The organism is Providencia sp. UF-183, from assembly GCF_058246155.1.
In genome coordinates, this window is sequence record NZ_JBSICD010000009.1 from 137,622 (window position 1) to 157,831 (window position 20,210).

The window sequence follows — 20,210 nt, forward strand, 5'->3', positions numbered from 1 at the left end:
ATGCTCATCGGGATACCTTCTCTTGTCGCCTACATGCAACTTGAATGATTTAGCGTATATATTCGTGTTAACAAGGTGAAAAATTAGAAGCTGACGTTAACGTTCGCCCAATAACGGCGACCATCTTCTACGTCCCAGTTTCCGCCGCCTTTAGCATCAATTTTATCGCCTTTTTCATTAGCAATATTTAATACCGCAAAGTTCAATTTGGTATTTTTCAATAATTGATAAGTTGCACCCACATCCATGGTGGTATAGCCATTACGGTAACGAGGGACTGAAGCTCCATTACGCTGCGCTGCCCATACTTGCTTGCCTTCGTAATGAGCACGAGTATACAGGGTTAAGTCTTCATTATAATTCCAATCTAATTTCGCATTGGCTAAGTGTTTTGGTGTTTTATCCAAAGCATAGCCTTTTAAGGATTGTCCACTAGTTAGCTTTTCATCATCACTTTTACGTTCTGAGTCGGTATAGGTATAGTTCAAGCTGAGCTTCCAATCTTCTGCAATTGGAATACCTGTTGCGACTTCAACTCCTTTAATATTGGCTTTACCAACATTGTCATAGGTATACAGTTTTAAGCCAGTCAGTGGGTCATTTCCGCCAGTGTAATAACTGGTTAATTTATTTTTAAAATCTGTATTAAAGAACGTTAAGCTCGCATCAAAGCCGGACTCATGGTTATAGGCAATGCTGATTTCTTCACTAACGCTTTTTTCAGGTTTTAGATCAGGGTTACCATGAATGATACCTAAGCCTTTTTCAGTAGACGTTCCATAATTAGGGCTGATTTCACGTAATGTTGGTGCACGGAATGCTGAAGACACACCCCCCTTAATAGTGATTTCATCTGTCAGGTAATAAACCGCATAACCGCGAGGGTTCCAGTGGTCACCATAAAATTCATGGTGGTCTAAACGTAGTCCACCTGTCAATATTAGGTTCTCTGTCGCAGTAAATTCATTCTCTAAGAAGAAAGCGTGTTGTTCCGCGGTTAGTTTGGCATTTTCAGTTGTTGAAGCGCCTGTTGATGAAGTATCTTTTAATTTAGCATGTTGAAATTGACCACCAACAGTTAAAATATTGTCAGGTAAAAATGCGACAATTTTTCCATCAACAACGGTATTGGTAATTTCAGGTACGCGATCCTCGTAACGATATTCAGTGATCTTAGTCGCTGGGTCTGTAATGTCTGTTTTGGTTCTTTTTTTCGTATTTTCTTGGTAAACACTTAGTTCAGTATTAAATGAATCCCAGTCCCCTTTATAGGTTAATGCAAAATGGTTACGGTCATTGTGGATTTCTGAGTGTTTATTTGCTCTTGGCTTACCATTAAATTCGCTAGTTGGCGCAAGGGAATTACCCGGTTTTTCTTCTCGTTCTTGTGTGGTTCTGCCGGCTTCTAATAAGAACGTTTGGTTTTCCATTGGGGTAAAGGTCAACTTAGCCGTGAGGCTTTTATTGTCCTTTTTATGATGGCCATCCGCTATCTTATCTTCCTGACGATAATCACCACCACCGTATAACTGCAAGCCTAATTTATCTTTAACTAATGGGCCTGACAGATAGAAGTTACCGTCGGTGGAATTACCGCTATCACTGTTTTCTTGGATAATCGCGCCTGTGGTTACGCTGCCGTGCCACTCATTGGTGGTTTTTTTAGTGATGATATTGATAACACCACCCATTGCATCTGAACCATACAGGGAAGACATTGGTCCACGGATTACTTCAATGCGTTCAATGGCTTCGACGGGCGGCATAAAGCCCGCTTCAAAACCGCCGCTGCCATTTGGGCGTGATTCACGGCTATTTTGGCGACGTCCATCAACCAGTATTAAGGTGTACTCACCGGGTAAGCCACGGATATTAATATCTTGTTTATTGGCTGAACCTACAATGCTGACACCTTCTACGTCTTTAACCGCATCAGCAAGGTCGCGCACAGGTTTATTTTGTAACTGTTCGGCGGTGATCACCGTGATACTGGCAGGGGCATCGCGTAATTGTTGTGAATAACCCGATGCGGTGACGATAAGTTTGTCTGAATCTTCTGCTGCTGTCGTACTAAATGAAGTCAAAGCCGCGCAAATACCTGCGGCGACAAGTGTGTAGTGATGTTGCGTAGTCATAGTAATCCCTAGCAAATAGAAATGAGAATGATAATTATATTGTTTGCGAATACTATCACTAAAACATATCGGAAATAAATGATTGGCGAGCTAATTTATGGTCAATATTTGATCTCAGTTAATAATTTTCCCCTATAGCAAAAATGGACTTGCTGGTTTTTACCAAGCTTAACGAAAAATTAAGGTTTAACTTTGGTTTATGGAGTTTGTGGTTAAGCGAAATTACAGTAGCGCGAGCGTCTACTCGGGAATTTTATGACTTATGAAACACATCTTTTTAGCCATTTCATTATTTTTCATTTGCTTGAACACACAGGCAGAGGAAATTCGTTTAAGCGTCACAAACCCAAAAAATGTGATGGCGGTTGATGTCGTCAGCATTCCGGGCAAATTTGTGGCAAAAAACGAAATTTCGATTGGTTCTCCACTGCAACAGCAAATGGTCACCGCAGTGTTTGTGGAAGAAGGGGAATGGGTTGAAAAAGGGCAATTGCTTGCGACGTTGGAATCACCCATCCAAAGTGCAGGGGTTAATCAATTAAAAGCAGAAATTGATAAAGCTGCCGCATACATTAAGCAACAAGAAGCGCTCAGCGCCCAATCGCAACAAGAACTGCAACGTTTATCACCGCTGGCAAAAACAGGGGTGATTTCGGCGAATGAATTTGGTAAAGCCAAATCAGAAGCGGCCGCACAGAGTGCATTGTTAACAGCAAGCCGTGCGGAACTGCGCCAACTCAAAGCCCAATTAATGCGTGAACAAAGCCAAGAAGACAAATCGAAAATTATTGCGCCTGTTTCGGGGGTGATCAGTGAGCGTCATGCGATGAATGGCACGCTGTCAGATAACAGCTTGTTATTTAAGCTGATTGAAAATAATGAATTGGAATTTGAAGCGCAGGCACACCCTTCCGAGCTTTCTCGCATTGTGGGCAGTAATCCCGTCGTGATTAACCTTGATGAAAATCAATCAACATCGGGGAAATTACGTTATTTGTCGCCAAAAATAGATGCATTAACCCAACTTGGAAAAATCCGTGTGGCGCTGACTGAGCCAACCAAACACGTGCGTCTAGGTGAAACAGGCACCATGGCGTACAGCAATTCACCGCGCGAACAGCTATCGCTACCTTATAGTGCCATTCGTACAGAACCCAATGGTGAGCGTTTTATTTTTACCGTGACAGACGGCAAAGTGGCGAAACAAAAAATACAAATTGGCAAAATTCAGCAAGGACGAGTGGAAGTGTTAACACCATTAGCGCCAAGTTTAGAGGTCGTGGCTTATGCACAAGCTTTTTTATCGGATGATGACACTGTTGTGCCTGTGAAGGATAGCCAATGAAATTACAGTTATCTTCTTGGGCCATCACACGGCCTATCCCCACAATAGTGATGTTTTTAGCATTAACGATTGCGGGGTTATTTTCATTTAATCAATTACCTGTAACTGCCAACCCCGTAGTGACGTTCCCGATCGTGACGATTACTGTGACCCAAGATGGTTCATCGCCAACAGAGCTGGAAAATGCAGTCACCAAGCGGGTGGAGCGTGCGGTGTCTGGCATACCGGGTATTCGCCATATTACCTCTTCTATTAGCGAAGGGGCATCGAGCACCACCATTGAGTTTGACCTCAGTGTTGATGCCCACGTTGCGACCAATGATGTACGTGAAAAAATGGGGCAAATCCGTGGAGAGCTACCCCAAACAATAGATGAGCCATTGATTAACCGCGTCGATGTCGAGGGTGGGGCTATTCTACGTTATGCCGTTTCGTCGGAAACTGAATCTCTCGCGGATTTGTCTTGGTTTGTGGATGATACGGTCAGTAAGCAATTGATCACAGTGCCGGGGGTGCAAAAAGTCAGTCGCTTAGGGGATACCGAACGCGTGATCCGCATCGAGCCTGATGCAAATAAATTGGCTGCGATGCAAATCTCCATAGCCAGTATTAATGAATTACTGAAAAATAATCACCAGAACTCGGCAGGTGGTAACTCAAAATATAATTCGTTGCAGCATACCATCCGTGTATTAGGTGAAAAATCGACCGCGGATGAGATAAAAAACATCATGTTACCCGTTGATAACCAGCAATCGGTACGGTTGGGTGAAATTGCCAATATTTATGATGGCCATAAGAATGTGAAATCTATTTCGCAGTTTAATGGTCAGGATGTGGTCGGTTTTGCGGTTTATCGCGCCAAAGGCTCCAGTGATACCAAAGTAGGGCAAGGCGTTGCTGAAGCGGTCGAAAAATTACAAAAAGCGAATCCAGATATTGATATCCGCCTGATTTCCTCAACAGTTAAATACACGGAATCGAGCTTCTTTTTAACCATTCAGACCTTATTAGAAGGGGCGTTTCTCACCGTCATTATCGTCTTTTTCTTTTTGAAAAGCTGGCGTGCAACGTTGGTGGCGGCAGTGGCATTACCATTATCGATTTTGCCGACCTTTTTTGTATTGGCGCTGTTTGATTACAGCTTGAACAGTATTACGTTGCTAGCTTTGACATTGGTTATTGGGATATTGGTAGATGATGCCATTGTTGAAATTGAAAATATTCAAAAGTATATCGAGCGTGGCGAGCGCCCCTATTTAGCGGCACTAAAAGCGTCTGATGCTATCGGTTTTGCGATTGTCGCAATCACATTGACCATTGTGGCGGTGTTCTTGCCTGTCAGTTTTATTGGGGGCTTTGTAGGGCAGTATTTCGTGCCATTTGGTGTGACAGTGTCAGCAGCAGTGCTCTCTTCATTGCTAGTTGCTCGCTTGGTGACGCCATTAATGGCCGCTTATGTGTTGTTACCACAAAAGGGGGTGCACGATGGTGCGAAAATCCCTAACTGGATAGCGCGTTATACGCGGTTTTTATTACTCACGTTAACGCACCGAAAATTAGCGTCTGCATTGGCGGGGAGCTTTTTAATCGGCTCTGTGGCGGTGGCCAGCTTGTTACCCGTCGGTTTTATGCCTGATGGTGATATCAGTATCAGCCAAATTAATATTGAGCTGCCACCGGGTACGCCTGTTGAGCAAACGCAGCAAAAAATGAATGAAATAACAAAACAGTTAAAAGATAGGCCTGAAATTCTTTCGACGTATACGGTTGCTGGGATTGCGGACGACTCTGAGGGGGTTGCTCAACACAAAGGTGAAATGATCCTCACCCTCGTCGAACCGAGTGAACGTGCATTATCACAAAAGCAATTTGAGCTTGAAATATCAAAGTGGTTAAGTGAAAAAACAGATGCACGTTATACCTTTAGTAACAGTAATGGCGGTAAAGAATTCTCCTTAATGTTTACAGGGACGAACCCTCAAGAGCTGGAAGCATCAATGCAAAAGCTGCGTGATGCGATGGCCAAAGTGGAAGGGCTAAAAAACGTTCAGGTCATGAAACCGTTATTGCGTAAAGAGCTGATTGTTAAACCGAATCTAGTAGATATTGGCCGAACGGGAGTCAATGTTGAGGAAATCGCCAATACGTTACGTATTGCGACTATGGGGGAGGCCAACTCACGTAGTGCCAAGTTTAATTTACCCGACAGACAACTGGCTGTGCAGGTGATTTTACCGGAGCATCAACAAAACAATATTGATGTGCTGAATAATCTATATATGAATAGTACAGGGGAACAAGCTGTACCGCTGAAATCGGTCGCTAAAATCGATTCCAGTGATGGGCCTTCACAGATTGAGCGAATTAACCGACAAAGACAGATGTCGATAGAAGCGAACTTGGAAGGACTGACGCTTGGTGAGGCGCTGGAAATAGTGGCACAACTGCCTGAATATCAGCAATTACCCCACAGTGTTTCACAAGTGGAATATGGCGATATGGAATATATGATTGATATGTTCGAGCGCTTTGGCGGCACAATGGTATTCAGTATTTTGTTGGTTTTTGCCATTTTAATCGTGCTGTTTAAGGACTTTATGCAGCCAATTACCATACTGGTCGCATTGCCGTTTTCCATTGGTGGCGCCATTATCGCCCTTGTTCTATATGGCGCCATGATCGATCTACCCGTGATTATCGGTATTTTAATGCTGATGGGGATTGTGACCAAAAACTCGATTTTGCTAGTGGAGTTTATTCTTGAAAAGCAACGTTCAGGAATGCCAAGGGAAGCGGCAATTATTGAGGCGGGTCAGGAGCGTATTCGCCCAATTATCATGACGACATTTGCCATGATTGCTGGGATGATCCCCCTTGTCTTAACCAGCGGTGCGGATGCTGGATTTAGAGCGCCAATGGCTATGGCGGTCATTGGTGGCTTACTGAGCTCGACAATTTTGAGTTTGCTATTTGTACCAGTAATTTACAGTTTGATGGATGATTTAAAGCATAAATTATTACCGCAACTGGCAAAACTCACCTCAGTGACGCAAGAAGACCGCAATATTAAACAGTGGTAAATACAAACCGGCCAATGTGCCGGTTTTTGCTTCATTTAAATAATAATAATCAATCAAAAAAAGAATGTTTATTATCGAATTAACGTACTCAATATGTTTAATTGATATTAATTTTATTAAAATTGAATTAAAGCCATCTAATTGTGAATAGTTTTATTTAAATTAATCATAAAATGAATATATTTTTCCTGATGGTTAAATTTTTTATTTATTTTAAAATTATCAATTGGTTATTTTTTTTCTGGGTGATTGTTTTATTTGTAAAATATTAGCTCTTGCTTTATTACATTTACTTCCTGAATATAGGGGGAGGATTAATATTGATTTTAGGCCTTGAGAGTTATTATGAGTCAATCAGCCCATTCAGAAATAAATAATCAAAAAACGAAAAATGAAAAACGTCGAACAATATGGATGTCTATCGCCACAATAATTATTATCTTATTATTTGTGGCTTATGGTGTTTATTGGTTTTTGGTCTTACGTTTTCAAGAATATACCGACGATGCTTATGTCTCGGGTTTGCAAATTCCGATTATTGCGCAGACAACGGGTAACGTGACCCAAGTTAATTTTGAAAACACTGACTTGGTGAAAGCGGGTGATGTGCTGGTGGTGTTGGATAAAACTAACGCTCAGCTGGCGTTTGAGCAAGCTAAACATGATTTAGCTACCACGGTGCGCAAAACCAAAGAGCTATACATCAACGGTGATGAGTATCAGGCGCAAATACAGAAAAACCGCGTCTCACTTGCGCAAGCACAAAAAGATTACCAACGCCGTGCGGCACTTGGGCGCAGCGGAACCATTTCAAAAGAAGACCTGCAACATTCTCAAGAAGCGGTGCAATTAGCACAAGCTGCGTTGGATATCTCCATTCAGCAATATAATGCGAACCGCGCTTTATTACGCAACACGGCATTAAGAAAACAACCAGCCATCCAACAAGCCGCTGATAGTGTGCGCAGTGCATGGATTAATTTGCAACGCACTGAAATTAAAAGCCCAATGACAGGTTATGTTTCAAGGCGTAATGTGCAAGTCGGTTCCCAAGTGAGCCCTCAAAGCTCTTTAATGGCGATAGTGCCAGTTCAACCTGTTTGGGTGGATGCCAACTTCAAAGAAACTCAGCTTGAAAAAGTGCGCATTGGTCAGCCAGTCACCATCAACAGTGATTTTTATGGTGATGACATTGTGTATAACGGCACGGTAGTTGGCTTAGATATGGGAACGGGAAGCGCATTTTCATTACTCCCTGCGCAAAATGCCACGGGGAACTGGATTAAGGTCGTTCAACGCTTGCCTGTGCGAGTTGAGCTTGACCCTGAGCAAGTGGCAAAACACCCATTGCGCATTGGCTTATCGATGAATGTAACCATTGATATTAAAGACCAAAATGGTCCTGTGTTAGCTGAAGTTCAGCGTACAACACCTGCATTTGAAAGCGATGTGTTAGTGCTGAAATTGGCGGATGTCGACCACATTATCGACAGCATTATCACTGATAATGCGGATTAGCTCGTAAGGAATGGCTGTGGCAGATATCCAACCCCTAAAAGGTGCGAAGCTAGTTTGGGCAACCATCGCATTGTCCTTGGCGACCTTTATGCAAGTACTCGACTCCACCATTGCAAACGTCGCTATCCCGACAATTGCGGGTAACCTTGGTGTTTCCGTCTCGCAAGGTACGTGGGTGATCACCTCATTTGGGGTGTCGAACGCCATTTCAATTGCCATTTCGGGGTATCTTGCTAAGCGCTTTGGCGAGATTCGCGTTTTCCTGTGGGCAACGGCACTTTTTACTTTGTTTTCATTGTTTTGTGGATTCTCTGACAGCCTTGGAATGTTGATTTTATATCGTGTATTACAAGGTGCTGTGGCAGGGCCTGTTATCCCGTTATCCCAAAGTTTGATTATGCGGTGTTACCCACCGAAAATGCAGAATATGGCATTGGCCTTTTGGTCGATGACCATCATTTTAGCGCCCGTATTTGGTCCAATTTTTGGCGGTTATATTAGTGATAACTTCCATTGGGGCTGGATATTCTTTATGAACGTGCCTCTCGGGATTTTCGTGATTATTGTGGGTTCTATTATCCTTAAAGGAATGGAATCGACGGTGGTTAAAGTGCCGTTTAATGTGATTGGCTTGGCGTTATTATCCGTCGGTGTTGGCTGTTTACAAGTGCTATTGGATAAAGGGAAAGAGCTGGGTTGGTTAGCGTCAAATGAGATTGTGATCTTAGCGGTCGTTTCGGCTATCGCGTTGGTATTCCTTGTGATTTGGGAACTGACCGATAAAAACCCGATCGTTGAGCTGTCTTTATTTAAATCGCGTAATTTCACCATAGGTACCATTTCGGTCAGTTTGGCCTATATGGCGTACTTTGGGGCAATTGTATTACTGCCTCAATTGCTGCAAGAGGTGTATGGCTATACCGCGACGTGGGCGGGGCTTGCACTTGCACCAATTGGCTTGTTGCCTGTTTTATTTTCAGCCCCAGTGGCGAAATTATCTGACTTTTTGGATATCCGCTGGATAGTAACTTTTAGCTTTGTCTTTTATGCGATCTGCTTCTTCTGGCGGGCGTATACCTTTGAGCCGAGCATGGGGTTCTCCGCGGTAGTTTGGCCTCAATTAGTGCAGGGCATGGCCGTGGCGTGTTTCTTTATGCCATTGACGACATTGACACTTTCGGGGCTTCCCCCAGAAAAATTGGCGTCGGCTTCCAGTTTGGCAAACTTTTTCCGCACATTAGCTGGGTCAATTGGCACGTCAATTACAACCACGATGTGGAGTGACCGCGAATCTGTGCATCACAGCCAACTTACTGAGTTTATTACGGATTATAACCCTGAGTCGTTGGATATGTACCAAGGCATGGCTGCTCATGGGCTAAGTACGGAGCAGACTTCGGGGTTTATTGCGCAGCAAATTACTAGCCAAGGGTTAATTATCGCAGCGAATGAAATTTTCTGGCTATGTGGCTGGGTGTTTATTGTTCTAATCATTACCGTTTGGTTCGCTAAGCCACCATTTGGTAATAATGCGAAGTAATTGTGAGGACTAGGGCCCCCCTTTATGGGGGCCCTAGTGAGTTATAACTGAGATTTTGGGATAATATTCTCAAACTGGAAAACAGGGCGGTTGGCTTCAACTTCGGTTAACGGCTCAATTTCTTTAAATGTCTTTAAACAGCGAGTAACGAGGTGTTGGTAGTCTCGGGTTCCACTGCTTTTCCACGCAATTTCTTTTTCTGATAATGTTCGTACAACTTTGGCTGGCATACCGACTATTAGGCTATTTTGTGCAAATATGGCCTCTGCTTTGACAAAAGTACAAGCACCAACAATCGAATTTTCACCAATCACCGCACCATCCATAATCACGCTATTCATCCCGACTAAAGCATTACGTTTGATATGGCAGCCATGTAAGATAGCCCCATGACCGATATGGCCATCCTCTTCAATAATGGTGTCAAATTGCGGGAACCCATGCATTACGCAATTATCTTGTACATTTGCCCCATCTTTAATGATTAAACGCCCATAATCGCCACGTAGACTGGCATTGGGGCCGATATAGACATTTTTACCAATGACAACATCACCAATAACAACTGCCGTAGGGTGAACAAAACTGTCTGGACTAACAACAGGTGTAACTCCATCAATTTGATAAAAAGGCATAAAGGCTCCTTAAAGGTTAATTTAAGCGGCAATTTCCCGCAGTACCCCACCAAAACGCCGATAATAAGCGCTAGAAGGTTGAGGAAGTTCACCCACAGTTGTTTCGCTATTCTCTGAAACATATTGCGTTGCAGCTTGGTCGATACGTTGATAAATATTGGTACACAAGTGGCGCGCAATATGCCCTTCCCATTGGGGTGGTAAAAGTTCGTCAGGTAGCAGTGGGTCTTTAAGCGTGACACGGCGATAAAAGTGAATTAAAAGCAGCCGTAACTGAAAACAATGCTCAGGGCTGATTTGTGTTCCCGCATTATCCTTGAGCAATAACGCAAGAGGTCTGAATAATGAAATAAATTGGTGATAATGCTCTGAAATTTCCTGCAAAGACCATGCCTGAGACACCAAGTCTTTCAGGTTTTTTTCTGAGCGACTGTAGGGGTAATCTGCATGAAAATAAATGGCTTGCTCAGTGGCGTTGAGCTCATTTAATAACGCAGGTACATCGCTTTGTGCGCAGCTTGGCGCAGCCATTAAAGACGTATTAAACTGCCCAAATCCTAACCAACCAAGCTCTTTCTTTAATCGAATTTTTTCTTCTTTATCAGCGGCTTCTAGGAGTAATAAATCCCACTTTCCATCCCAATCGGGTTGCTCTGCGAGATAGATTTTTTGTTCTGCACGCCGAAATCGGCTCTGGCCACGAGCAGAAATTCGGTAGTAGCTGCGTCGGCCAATTTTTTCAACATCTAACCAACCTTCTTTTTGTAAACGAAAAACAGAGGTGCGTACAAAGCGGTCAGTAAACCCCATGGGTTCTAGTAATTTGGTTAGGCTACCTAGCCAAACTTCGCCTCCTCGGTGATGTAGTGCATCACCATATAAGGAACTAATGAGCGACGTGCCACTAATGGCCTGGCTAGCAATGGCATGTTGGATAAACTGGTCGAGTTTGGTATTCATTTATGCTTCATCCATAAATTTTCTGTATCAAAATACTTTCTGAATAGTAGACATAAAATGGAATATTGTCTCGTTTGGTTTTTTGCTAAAAATGAGCAGGCAAGTAAGGCATATTAGAGCAATAAGTATTAAATATGCCTTAACTTACTGGTTTAAATGGCAATTCTTGTATCGATAACACGCTCTGCCTTACCTTGTGAACGTGGAATGTCACCGCAATTCACGATGCTGACCCGCGTGCTAATTCCTACCATGGATTTGATACGATGTTTTAGATGATGACAGATATTACAACGTTCATCATAAGTGAGTTGTTCTGGATGTTTGAGCTCAACGCGAATCGATAAGTTATCCATATTGCCTTGGCGACCAATTTCTAATTGGTAGTGTGGAGATAACTCTTTGAATTGCATAATCTGTTCTTCAATCTGAGAAGGGAACACATTTACTCCGCGAATAATCATCATGTCATCAGAACGACCTGTGATTTTACCAATTCGGCGCATGTTGCGATTTACGCCATTCATTAAGTGGGTTAAATCCCGTGTGCGATAGCGAATTACTGGCATAGCCTCTTTTGTAAGGGTAGTGAACACTAACTCACCATGCTCGCCATCCCCTAATGTTTTGAGCGTTTCGGGGGAAATAATCTCAGGATAAAAATGGTCTTCCCAGATGGTTGGGCCGCTAGCACCAGAATCAGCACACTCCATGGCGACACCTGGGCCCATGACTTCTGATAAACCATAGATATCTAATGCTTTGATGCCTAGGCGTGTTTCGATTTCAGTGCGCAGGGATTCTGTCCAAGGCTCAGCGCCAAATACGCCTAATCTAAGTGAGCACTTACTAGCATCGCCACCCATGATTTTTTCGAGTTCGTCAATAATGCTTAGGCAATATGATGGTGTCACCATAATCACATCGGGTTTAAAATCAGCAATTAATTGGGCTTGTTTTTCAGTTTGCCCACCTGACATTGGAATAACGGCGGCACCAAGGCGCTCTGCGCCGTAATGTGCGCCTAAACCGCCGGTAAACAAGCCATAGCCATAAGCCACATGGACCTTATCACCGCGAACGGTTCCCGCAGAACGCAAGCTACGTGCAATTAAATCCGCCCAATTATCAATATCACGTTGCGTGTAACCAACAACCGTTGGGCGCCCAGTAGTACCTGAAGAGGCATGGATACGAATGATCTGGTCCATTGGCACGGCAAACGTACTGAAGGGGTAGTTTTCCCGTAAATCTTGCTTAGTGGTATAGGGGAATTTTTCGATATCGCTTAATTGTTTAAAGTCATCAGGGTGCACGCCTGCATCATCAAATTTTTTACGGTACATTGGCACGTTTTCATAGGCGTGAGTGAGTGTCCACTTCATTCGAGAATATTGTAATGACTCGATTTCATCTCGTGAGGCAAATTCAATTGGGTCGATGCTATCTTGTATCATGCTCATAATTGCCAGTCCTCATAATTATTATGGTAACCAGTTTTCGTTGATAACGTTGCTGGTTTTCGCCTGAGCAGGTGTAGGGTTTCAGGCGGTTATTATTGATATGAATACGTTGTTCAGACTCGTTCGATAATCATGGCGATGCCTTGGCCTACGCCAATACACATAGTGCATAGGGCATAGCGGCCTTGTTTGCGATGCAGTTCATTGATTGCGGCGATGGCAAGCCTTGCTCCGCTCATGCCTAACGGGTGACCTAAGGAAATCGCTCCGCCGTTCGGGTTTACGTGTGGGGCGTCATCGGGTAAGCCTAGCCCCCTCAATACGGCGAGGGCTTGTGCGGCAAACGCTTCATTGAGTTCAATGACATCCATTTGGTCGATAGTTAACCCCGCCATTTTTAAGACTTTTTGTGAGGCTGGTAACGGGCCAATCCCCATCAGCCGTGGTTCAACGCCACAAGTGGCGGTAGCAACAATGCGAGCCCGAGGGGTTAAGCCTTGCTGTTTCGCGATTTGCTCGGATGCAATAATTAACGCAGCTGCGCCATCATTCACACCAGAAGCATTACCCGCAGTGACCGTGCCATTTTCACGAAACGGCGTTTTCAGCTTTTGTAGTTGCTCAAAGGTGGTTTCTGCACGCGGGTGTTCATCTTCGGTAACCACGATTTCGTTTTTACGCTGTTTAATGGTGACAGGGACAATTTCTTGCGCAAAAATACCATTAATTTTTGCAGTTTCAGTACGTTGCTGGCTGCGTAGCGCAAATGCATCTTGGTCTTCACGGCTGATTTGATAGGTTTCTGCCACATTTTCCGCCGTTTCTGGCATTGAGTCAGTACCACATTGTTGTTCCATTAATGGGTTGATAAACCGCCAACCGATTGTGGTATCAAACACTTGGGCTTGGCGTGAAAAAGCGGATTCCTGTTTTCCCATCACAAAAGGCGCGCGGCTCATTGATTCAACGCCGCCTGCAATCATTAACCCGGATTCACCCGCTTTAATACTGCGAGCGGCAAGTGCGATAGCATCCAACCCTGAGCCACATAAGCGGTTGATGGTCGTGCCTGAAACGGAAACGGGTAAACCAGACAATAAACCCGCCATGCGGGCGACATTGCGGTTGTCTTCACCCGCTTGGTTTGCGCAACCTAAAATAATATCATCGGTCAGAGCCCAATCTAACTGTGGGTGCCTCGCCATCAAGGCTTTTAGTGGCAAAGTCGCGAGGTCATCAGGGCGCAGGGAAGAAAGCGCACCGCCATAACGGCCTATTGGCGTACGAACACCATCACAAATATAAGCATCAATCATGGTGATTTTCCTCTAAACGATGCCCTAGGCGATGAGAACGACCTTGGAATAAGGCGAGTATTTTTCCGTTTTGGTTAACTATCTCGACTTCGTATAGCCCGTTGCGCTTACCTTGGTGCTTCATTGTTGCGGTCGCTGTCAGTAAGTCCCCTTCAAAGCCTGGGCGGACAAAATCAATTGAGCACATCGACGCAACAGCAGCATACCCTTGGCTATTGCAGGCGTAAGCAAATGCGGTGTCGGCGAGACTAAACAGTTGCCCCCCATGGCAGGTTTTATGACCATTAAGCATCTTTGCTGTGATGGGCATTTTTAATTGCGCAAAGCCATCTTCGACTTTTTCAATCGACATACCCATTGCTTTTGCGCATGCATCATCGTGATACATAATGTGAGCGGATTGTTGAGCGGTGGTGATATTCGGTACTGAGATCATAGGGACTCCTTAAAAGATAAAGACTGATAACCCGCAGCTAACTGTTTAAGTAATGGATTGGGCCGATAACGGCTATCGCCATAAAACTGTGTGAGTTGCTCGAGTACCGATAGTACGCGTGACCAACCCAGTTGAGCTCCCCAAGCCAATGGGCCTTTGGGGTAGTTCACGCCAAATCGCATGGCATTGTCGGTATCTGGCACAGTTGCAACCCCTTTATTCACCACATCGAGTGCTTCATTGCATAACATCGCCACCGTTCTCATCGTTAAGAGCGCAGGGTAATCTGGTAGTACAATTACGTTTTTTCCAAGGGACTGGAAAAAGGCTATCGCCTGCTGGTTTTGTTGCGTACTGTTTTGTGTTGCGCAGGTTAATGTGATGGCTGTTGCGGCAAGGTAATTTGCCGATAAATCAAAGAGAACCACCGCTTGGTTTGATCGTTGCGCATGAAATGAGGCCAATTCACCATTTGTTAACATAATAATAACGTCATTAACAATAAGGGTGGGAGATTGATTTGACTGTTGTGCTAATCCTTCGAGTGAGATCCCATTTTCAGATAAAAGCTGCGCAAACTCAGGAAATATTTGCCAATCGCCACGGGCTTTTACATTTTGCGGGTGGCTAAGGTGCACTTTTGCTGCAAATGACGCGGTGGGGTGTGGTTTATTATCATCATAATGATAGAAACCTTGTTTTGATTTACGGCCAAAATGCCCCGCTTGCACTAATTCCAATTGCATTAATGAGGTCTGAAAGCGTGGGTCATAACCAAATGCCTGAAATACAGATTCCGTCACGGCATAGTTAACATCATGGCCAATTAAATCAGTAAGTTGTAATGGCCCCATTGCAAAGCCACCGGCATCGCGCAGTGCGCTGTCTAGCGTGGTTGGGGAGCCAATTTGCTCTTCAAGGGCGCGTAAAGTCTCCGCATAAAAAGGTCTCGCAACACGGTTAACAATAAAACCAGGTGTTGAGCGGCAAATTACGGGTATTTTCCCCCATGAGAGAGTTAATGCTTTTAATTGTTCAATCACTTCAAGGGATGTTTCTAGGCCACGGATGACCTCAACCAATTTCATCACTGGGGCAGGGTTAAAAAAGTGCAACCCAGCAAGCCGTTCAGGGTGTTTCAATTGGCAACCAATCGCCGTAATCGACAACGAAGAGGTGTTACTGGCAAATATTGTTGATTCGTGACAAATATCTTCAAGTTCGCCGAAAATAGCTTGTTTTATTGCTAGTTTTTCCGCAACAGCTTCAATGATGAGTTGGGCGCTTGATAATTCAGATAAGCTGTTAGCGATATGAATGTTGGCAATGAGCGTTTCTGTGGTTTTTGAGTCAGCCTTTCCTTGTTCAACACGTTTACGCAAGCGTTGTGCCATGGTGTTTAGGGAATGGCTTAACGTGTCTTGGTTAACGTCAAACAGTAAAACGGTGAGCCCTGCCGTGGCAGCCACTTGTGCAATACCTATACCCATGGTACCAGCACCGATAACAGCGACTGTCTTGATGGTGGAATTCATAGAGAGTGTCATGGTTATCGCCCCTTAAACAGCGGTTCGCGCTTGTTTAAAAAGGCACTTACCCCTTCGCGGTAATCTTCACTTCGTCCCCCTAAACGCTGTAAATCGCGTTCAAGGTCTAGCTGTTCGTCTAAGGTGTTGGTTGCTGCGCAGTAAATGGCTTTTTTGATCAGACCAAGACCGTAGGTGGGTTGTGTCGCAATGTGTTGAGCTAGTTGCAAAACGGTGTCTGTGAGTGCCTCATTTTCAGTGACTTGCCAAATCATTCCCCATTGCAATGCTTGCTCTGCACTGATTTTGTCCCCTAATAATGCCATACCCATTGCTCTGGCATGCCCAGCGAGTTGGGGTAAAAACCAGCTTCCTCCTGAGTCAGGAACTAGGCCAAGGCGGCAAAATGATTGAATAAAACAGGCGCTTTTGGCAGCGATCACGATATCCCCAGCCAATGCGATAGCCGCGCCTGCCCCTGCGGCGACACCATTGACGGCACAAATAATCGGTTTTGGTAAAGCGGTAAGACGGCGGATCAACGGGTTATAGTAGGTTTCCACAGAAAAGCCGAGATCAGGTGCTTCGCTACCCACACTGACATTACGATCGTTGAGATCTTGCCCTGCACAAAAGCCACGGCCTGCGCCAGTGATCACTAAGCAACGTACGGAGTCGTCACGTTCTGCAATTTTGATGGCATCACTTAGCTGGTGGTGCATTTCATCGTTAAAGCTATTGAGCCTATCAGGGCGGTTTAAGGTGATGGTGAGCACGCCATTTTCCAGTGCGGTGAGGATCATCGCTTCGTTTGTCATGGTTATTGTCCTGTAAACTGAGGTGGGCGTTTTTCGAAGAAAGCATCGATCCCTTCTTGGCGATCTTGCGTACCAGCTAAGGCCACAAAATATTGACGTTCTAGCTGTAACCCCTCAGTAAGGTGGCTATCTTGGGCGTGAACTAAGGCGGCCTTTGCTGCGCGCACAGCTAAAGGTGCGTGGGTTGCAATACGTTGCGCAAGCTGCTGAGCGCGTTCGAGAACCAAATCATCGACACAAATTTCACTGACTAACCCCGCTTGGAGTGCGCGTTTAGCATTAATCGATTCCCCTGTTAGTACCATTTGCATGGCTAAAGATTTGCCTACTGCACGGATCAAACGTTGCGTACCGCCCGCCCCGGGCATTAAACCGAGGGTAATTTCGGGCAACCCAAAACGGGTGGATTCTCCAGCAATCACCATGTCACTGGCGAGGAGCAGTTCGAAGCCCGCTCCGAGTGCATACCCATTGGCGGCAGCGATAATGGGTTTTGATATCATGGATAAACGACGCCACACTTGAGGGCGTTTATCTATCATCGCACTGGCGATAGTTTGCTGTTGTAGCTCTTTAAGATCCGCGCCTGCTGCAAAGAATCGCGGGTTGCCAGTGATTACTATCGCACCAATTTGCGCATTGTTATCAGCCGCTTCAAGGTGTTGTACCAGGAGTTCAAGGCACGGTGTGCTGAGTGCGTTGCGCACTTCGGGGCGGTTCAACGTTAGGGTGAGAACGCGCTGGTTTTGTTGAGATAAAATCCACGGATTTTCCATTACGCTTCCTATACGTCAAAGTCTAAAACAACGCCATCGCCCTTCGGCCATGCTTGGCAACTTAAGATGTACCCATCGGCGATTTGGTCTGGTTCGAGGCTGTAGTTGACGCCCATTTCGACTTCCCCTGAGCGCAATTTGCATTTACAAGTTGCGCACACGCCCCCTTTACATGCGTATGGCAGGTCGGCACCTTGGCGCAATGCGGCATCTAAAATGCTGTCATCTTGGCTGTCCATGCTGATATCCAAAGTGCGGCCATCAAGGTGAATGCTCACTTGGCGTGTTTCATTAGACTTCGCTGAAGTCGGTTTAAATTTTGCCCCTGATGTGTTGAAGCGCTCAGTGTGAACGAATTCTTTTGGCATGCCGTAATTGACGAGGGTGTCATGCACTTCATCCATCATACTTTCAGGGCCGCAGATAAACGCACGGTCAAATTGTTTGAAATTTAACAATGTATTGCCTAATGCAGAAAGCTGCTGTTGGCTAATACGACCGCTAAGAAGTTCGCTATCTTGAGGTTCTTGGCTAAAGAGATAAAGCACTTGAAAACGCGCAGCAAAACGGTTTTTTAAGTCCGCAATATTTTCTTTAAACATCACTGAGCGGCTATTACGATTGCCATAAATCAACACAAAGTGGCTTTTAGGCTCGGTTTGCAATGTGGCTTTAATGATGGAAAGCAAAGGGGTGATCCCAGAGCCTGCGGCAACGGCGAGGTAATGCGCATGGGTATGTGTTTCAGGCTGGTAACCAAACTGCCCCTGCGGGATCATCACATCAAGGCTATCGCCGACATTCAGTTGTTGATTGATAAAATTGGAAAATCGCCCTTCATAAATAGCTTTTACACCAATTTTTAGTGTCTCTTCGTCGGGTGAGCTGCAAATGGAGTAGCAGCGGCGCAAATTTTCACCATTAATGGCGGCTTTTAAGGTGAGGTGTTGCCCTGGGCGATAGCGATATTGTTCGCGCAAGGCGTCAGGAACATTGAACGTCACCGCAACGGCGTCAGGGGTGTCACGCTCAATGGCGGCAATACTTAAACGATGAAATACAGTCATATGAATGCCCCTAAATACATTTAAAGTAATCAAACGGCTCTAAGCATTTGGTGCATTTATATAATGCTTTGCATGCCGTTGAACCAAATTCACTAATTTTTTCTGTTTGTTCGCTATCACAGCGTGGGCAGCGTATCGCCCCTTTGTGTTCAGGGTGTTCGCAAGCGGTGCCTTGTGGTGGTGCGATACCAAACTCGCGTAAGCGCTTTTTGGCATCTTGATTCATCCAGTCGGTTGTCCATGCGGGGGTTAACACCACTTCGATATCAATCTGTTCAAAGCCTGCATCACCCAAAACTGTTTTAATTTCATTGATTAAAAACTCGGTGGCTGGGCAACCTGAATACGTAGGTGTAAAAAGAACTTTCCAACCTTGATTGTTTGGGAGCACATTGCGGATCATGCCAAGATCAGTAATAGAGAGTGCAGGCAGCTCAGGATCGGGAATTTGATGCAGCTGTTGCCAGATCTGATGAACGTGGGGTGATTGAAGCTCGCTTAATTGCAGTCTCTGTTCCATTGCATCACCACTGGCTATTTGGGTAAGCGCGTTGCATAAATTGCAATTGCGTTAAGAGCAGGCCAAGATGCTCTGTGTGGCTGCCTTGCTTGCCCCCTAAACGGTAGGCGTCTTTTTCAGGCACGCTGAGTGTGGCATCTTCAAAGGTTTCAGTGATGGTAGTTAACCATGTGTCTTTCAACGAACGCGGGTCTACAGCGAAACCTGCTTCACTGAGGGTAATTTCAATGTTATCCGCGTGGAAAAGCTCACCTGTAAAGCGCCATAATTCATTGATGGAGTGTTGAATTCGTCGGTGGCTTTCCGCTGTGCCATCCCCTAAACGGATCATCCAATTACGGCTAAAACGGAGGTGGTAAATAACCTCTTTGAGGGATTTCTCTGCAATAGCCGAAAGCTGTTCATCGCGGCTGTGGATCAGGGCTTCATACAATGGAACGTGATAAGCATCCATAAAGAACTGGCGCACTAAGGTGTCACCAAAGTCATTATTAGGTTGCTCAACGAGTAACAGATTGCTGAATTCTCGTTCGTCGCGCAGAAAAGCCAGTTTGTCTTCATCACAGTCAGCGCCTTTTAACTGGGCAGCGTAGCTTAAAAAATTGCGGGCTTGCCCCAGCAAATCAAGGCCAATATTGGAGAGTGCGAGGTCGATTTCAATTTCAGGTGCATGTCCACACCACTCACACAAGCGCTGAGCCAGAATTAAGGGTGAGTCACCGAGGTGTAATGCGTAATGATGAAGCTGTTCTTGTTGGTTCATGGACAACTCCTTACATGTTCTTAATACCATCAGGGATGGTATAAAACGTCGGGTGGCGGTAAACCTTGGTGTCGGCGGGGTCAAAGAATGTGCTTTTATCTTCTGGCTGCGATGCAATTAAATGCGTCGCTTTGACGACCCAAATGGAGCACCCTTCGCTGCGTCGGGTATAGGCATCGCGGGCGTTCTCTAACGCCATTTGATCGTCTGCCGCATGTAAACTTCCTACATGGCGGTGTGCTAAACCCTGTTTACTGCGAACAAAAACTTCATATAAAGGCCAATCTTGGTTACTCATGGTATTTTCCT

General features: G+C 45.0%; 17 protein-coding genes. 4 read left to right on the forward strand and 13 right to left on the reverse strand.

The features are described from left to right. Positions 1-83 precede the first annotated feature (83 nt). Entirely contained in the window at positions 84-2,135 is a 2,052-nt protein-coding gene (locus AC4IFT_RS10810) for a TonB-dependent receptor domain-containing protein (RefSeq protein ID WP_490751314.1), read from the reverse strand. A gap of 262 nt (positions 2,136-2,397) precedes the next feature. On the opposite strand from AC4IFT_RS10810, the gene AC4IFT_RS10815 reads away from it, so the two are divergent. The 4 genes from AC4IFT_RS10815 (at position 2,398) to AC4IFT_RS10830 (ending at position 9,621) form a co-directional block, all read left to right on the forward strand. Further along, positions 2,398-3,480: an efflux RND transporter periplasmic adaptor subunit gene (locus AC4IFT_RS10815; RefSeq protein ID WP_490751315.1), complete on the forward strand. Its 1,083-nt coding sequence runs from the start codon at positions 2,398-2,400 to the stop codon at positions 3,478-3,480. Then, entirely contained in the window at positions 3,477-6,563 is a 3,087-nt protein-coding gene (locus tag AC4IFT_RS10820; protein WP_490751316.1) for an efflux RND transporter permease subunit, read from the forward strand. Before AC4IFT_RS10815 ends, AC4IFT_RS10820 begins: the two co-directional genes overlap by 4 nt. A gap of 345 nt (positions 6,564-6,908) precedes the next feature. Beyond that, on the forward strand, positions 6,909-8,081 hold the full coding sequence (emrA, locus tag AC4IFT_RS10825; RefSeq protein WP_490733884.1) for a multidrug efflux MFS transporter periplasmic adaptor subunit EmrA: 1,173 nt from the start codon (positions 6,909-6,911) through the stop codon (positions 8,079-8,081). Positions 8,082-8,097: 16 nt separating this feature from the next. Then, positions 8,098-9,621, forward strand: coding sequence for a DHA2 family efflux MFS transporter permease subunit (locus tag AC4IFT_RS10830; protein ID WP_490751317.1), 1,524 nt, complete (start codon positions 8,098-8,100; stop codon positions 9,619-9,621). A gap of 41 nt (positions 9,622-9,662) precedes the next feature. Here the strand turns inward: AC4IFT_RS10830 and paaY are convergent, their stop codons facing one another. The 12 genes from paaY to paaB form a co-directional block, all read right to left on the reverse strand. Then, positions 9,663-10,256, reverse strand: coding sequence for a phenylacetic acid degradation protein PaaY (gene paaY / locus AC4IFT_RS10835; protein ID WP_490751318.1), 594 nt, complete (start codon positions 10,254-10,256; stop codon positions 9,663-9,665). 21 nt (positions 10,257-10,277) lie between these two features. Further along, positions 10,278-11,216 carry a phenylacetic acid degradation operon negative regulatory protein PaaX gene (paaX, locus tag AC4IFT_RS10840; protein WP_490751319.1) on the reverse strand — a complete coding sequence of 313 codons (939 nt, stop codon included), beginning with the start codon at positions 11,214-11,216 and terminating at the stop codon, positions 10,278-10,280. Between the two features lie 152 nt (positions 11,217-11,368). Beyond that, complete coding sequence (paaK, locus tag AC4IFT_RS10845; RefSeq protein WP_490751320.1) at positions 11,369-12,679, reverse strand: phenylacetate--CoA ligase PaaK; 1,311 nt, start codon at positions 12,677-12,679, stop codon at positions 11,369-11,371. Between the two features lie 113 nt (positions 12,680-12,792). Next, positions 12,793-13,995, reverse strand: coding sequence for a 3-oxoadipyl-CoA thiolase (gene pcaF, locus AC4IFT_RS10850; protein WP_490751321.1), 1,203 nt, complete (start codon positions 13,993-13,995; stop codon positions 12,793-12,795). Further along, the gene (gene paaI, locus AC4IFT_RS10855; protein ID WP_490751322.1) at positions 13,988-14,431 is read right to left on the reverse strand and encodes a hydroxyphenylacetyl-CoA thioesterase PaaI; all 444 of its coding nucleotides are present in this window, start codon (positions 14,429-14,431) and stop codon (positions 13,988-13,990) included. The genes pcaF and paaI overlap by 8 nt, the downstream gene beginning before the upstream one ends. Continuing rightward, complete coding sequence (locus tag AC4IFT_RS10860; protein WP_490751323.1) at positions 14,428-15,978, reverse strand: 3-hydroxyacyl-CoA dehydrogenase; 1,551 nt, start codon at positions 15,976-15,978, stop codon at positions 14,428-14,430. The genes paaI and AC4IFT_RS10860 overlap by 4 nt, the downstream gene beginning before the upstream one ends. 2 nt (positions 15,979-15,980) lie before the next feature. Next, positions 15,981-16,775 (reverse strand): 2-(1,2-epoxy-1,2-dihydrophenyl)acetyl-CoA isomerase PaaG, encoded by a 795-nt coding sequence (gene paaG, locus AC4IFT_RS10865; protein WP_490751324.1) that lies wholly within the window; start codon positions 16,773-16,775, stop codon positions 15,981-15,983. Positions 16,776-16,777: 2 nt separating this feature from the next. Continuing rightward, a complete protein-coding gene (gene paaF, locus AC4IFT_RS10870; protein ID WP_219245335.1) occupies positions 16,778-17,551 on the reverse strand; it encodes a 2,3-dehydroadipyl-CoA hydratase PaaF in 774 nt (257 codons plus the stop codon). An 8-nt stretch (positions 17,552-17,559) separates the two neighbouring features. Beyond that, positions 17,560-18,618 carry a 1,2-phenylacetyl-CoA epoxidase subunit PaaE gene (paaE, locus tag AC4IFT_RS10875; RefSeq protein WP_490751325.1) on the reverse strand — a complete coding sequence of 353 codons (1,059 nt, stop codon included), beginning with the start codon at positions 18,616-18,618 and terminating at the stop codon, positions 17,560-17,562. 10 nt (positions 18,619-18,628) lie between these two features. Continuing rightward, positions 18,629-19,138, reverse strand: coding sequence for a 1,2-phenylacetyl-CoA epoxidase subunit PaaD (paaD, locus tag AC4IFT_RS10880; protein ID WP_490751326.1), 510 nt, complete (start codon positions 19,136-19,138; stop codon positions 18,629-18,631). Positions 19,139-19,142: 4 nt separating this feature from the next. Continuing rightward, positions 19,143-19,901 carry a 1,2-phenylacetyl-CoA epoxidase subunit PaaC gene (gene paaC / locus AC4IFT_RS10885; protein WP_490751327.1) on the reverse strand — a complete coding sequence of 253 codons (759 nt, stop codon included), beginning with the start codon at positions 19,899-19,901 and terminating at the stop codon, positions 19,143-19,145. A 10-nt stretch (positions 19,902-19,911) separates the two neighbouring features. Then, a complete protein-coding gene (gene paaB, locus AC4IFT_RS10890; protein WP_490751328.1) occupies positions 19,912-20,199 on the reverse strand; it encodes a 1,2-phenylacetyl-CoA epoxidase subunit PaaB in 288 nt (95 codons plus the stop codon). Positions 20,200-20,210 lie beyond the last annotated feature (11 nt).

Coding starts and splice junctions, on each gene's coding strand:
- AC4IFT_RS10810 (WP_490751314.1), bottom strand. CDS start 2,135: ATGACTACGCAACATCACTACACACTTGTCGCCGCAGGTATTTGCGCG.
- AC4IFT_RS10815 (WP_490751315.1), top strand. CDS start 2,398: ATGAAACACATCTTTTTAGCCATTTCATTATTTTTCATTTGCTTGAAC.
- AC4IFT_RS10820 (WP_490751316.1), top strand. CDS start 3,477: ATGAAATTACAGTTATCTTCTTGGGCCATCACACGGCCTATCCCCACA.
- emrA (WP_490733884.1), top strand. CDS start 6,909: ATGAGTCAATCAGCCCATTCAGAAATAAATAATCAAAAAACGAAAAAT.
- paaY (WP_490751318.1), bottom strand. CDS start 10,256: ATGCCTTTTTATCAAATTGATGGAGTTACACCTGTTGTTAGTCCAGAC.
- paaX (WP_490751319.1), bottom strand. CDS start 11,216: ATGAATACCAAACTCGACCAGTTTATCCAACATGCCATTGCTAGCCAG.
- paaK (WP_490751320.1), bottom strand. CDS start 12,679: ATGAGCATGATACAAGATAGCATCGACCCAATTGAATTTGCCTCACGA.
- pcaF (WP_490751321.1), bottom strand. CDS start 13,995: ATGATTGATGCTTATATTTGTGATGGTGTTCGTACGCCAATAGGCCGT.
- paaI (WP_490751322.1), bottom strand. CDS start 14,431: ATGATCTCAGTACCGAATATCACCACCGCTCAACAATCCGCTCACATT.
- AC4IFT_RS10860 (WP_490751323.1), bottom strand. CDS start 15,978: ATGACACTCTCTATGAATTCCACCATCAAGACAGTCGCTGTTATCGGT.
- paaG (WP_490751324.1), bottom strand. CDS start 16,775: ATGACAAACGAAGCGATGATCCTCACCGCACTGGAAAATGGCGTGCTC.
- paaF (WP_219245335.1), bottom strand. CDS start 17,551: ATGGAAAATCCGTGGATTTTATCTCAACAAAACCAGCGCGTTCTCACC.
- paaE (WP_490751325.1), bottom strand. CDS start 18,618: ATGACTGTATTTCATCGTTTAAGTATTGCCGCCATTGAGCGTGACACC.
- paaD (WP_490751326.1), bottom strand. CDS start 19,138: ATGGAACAGAGACTGCAATTAAGCGAGCTTCAATCACCCCACGTTCAT.
- paaC (WP_490751327.1), bottom strand. CDS start 19,901: ATGAACCAACAAGAACAGCTTCATCATTACGCATTACACCTCGGTGAC.
- paaB (WP_490751328.1), bottom strand. CDS start 20,199: ATGAGTAACCAAGATTGGCCTTTATATGAAGTTTTTGTTCGCAGTAAA.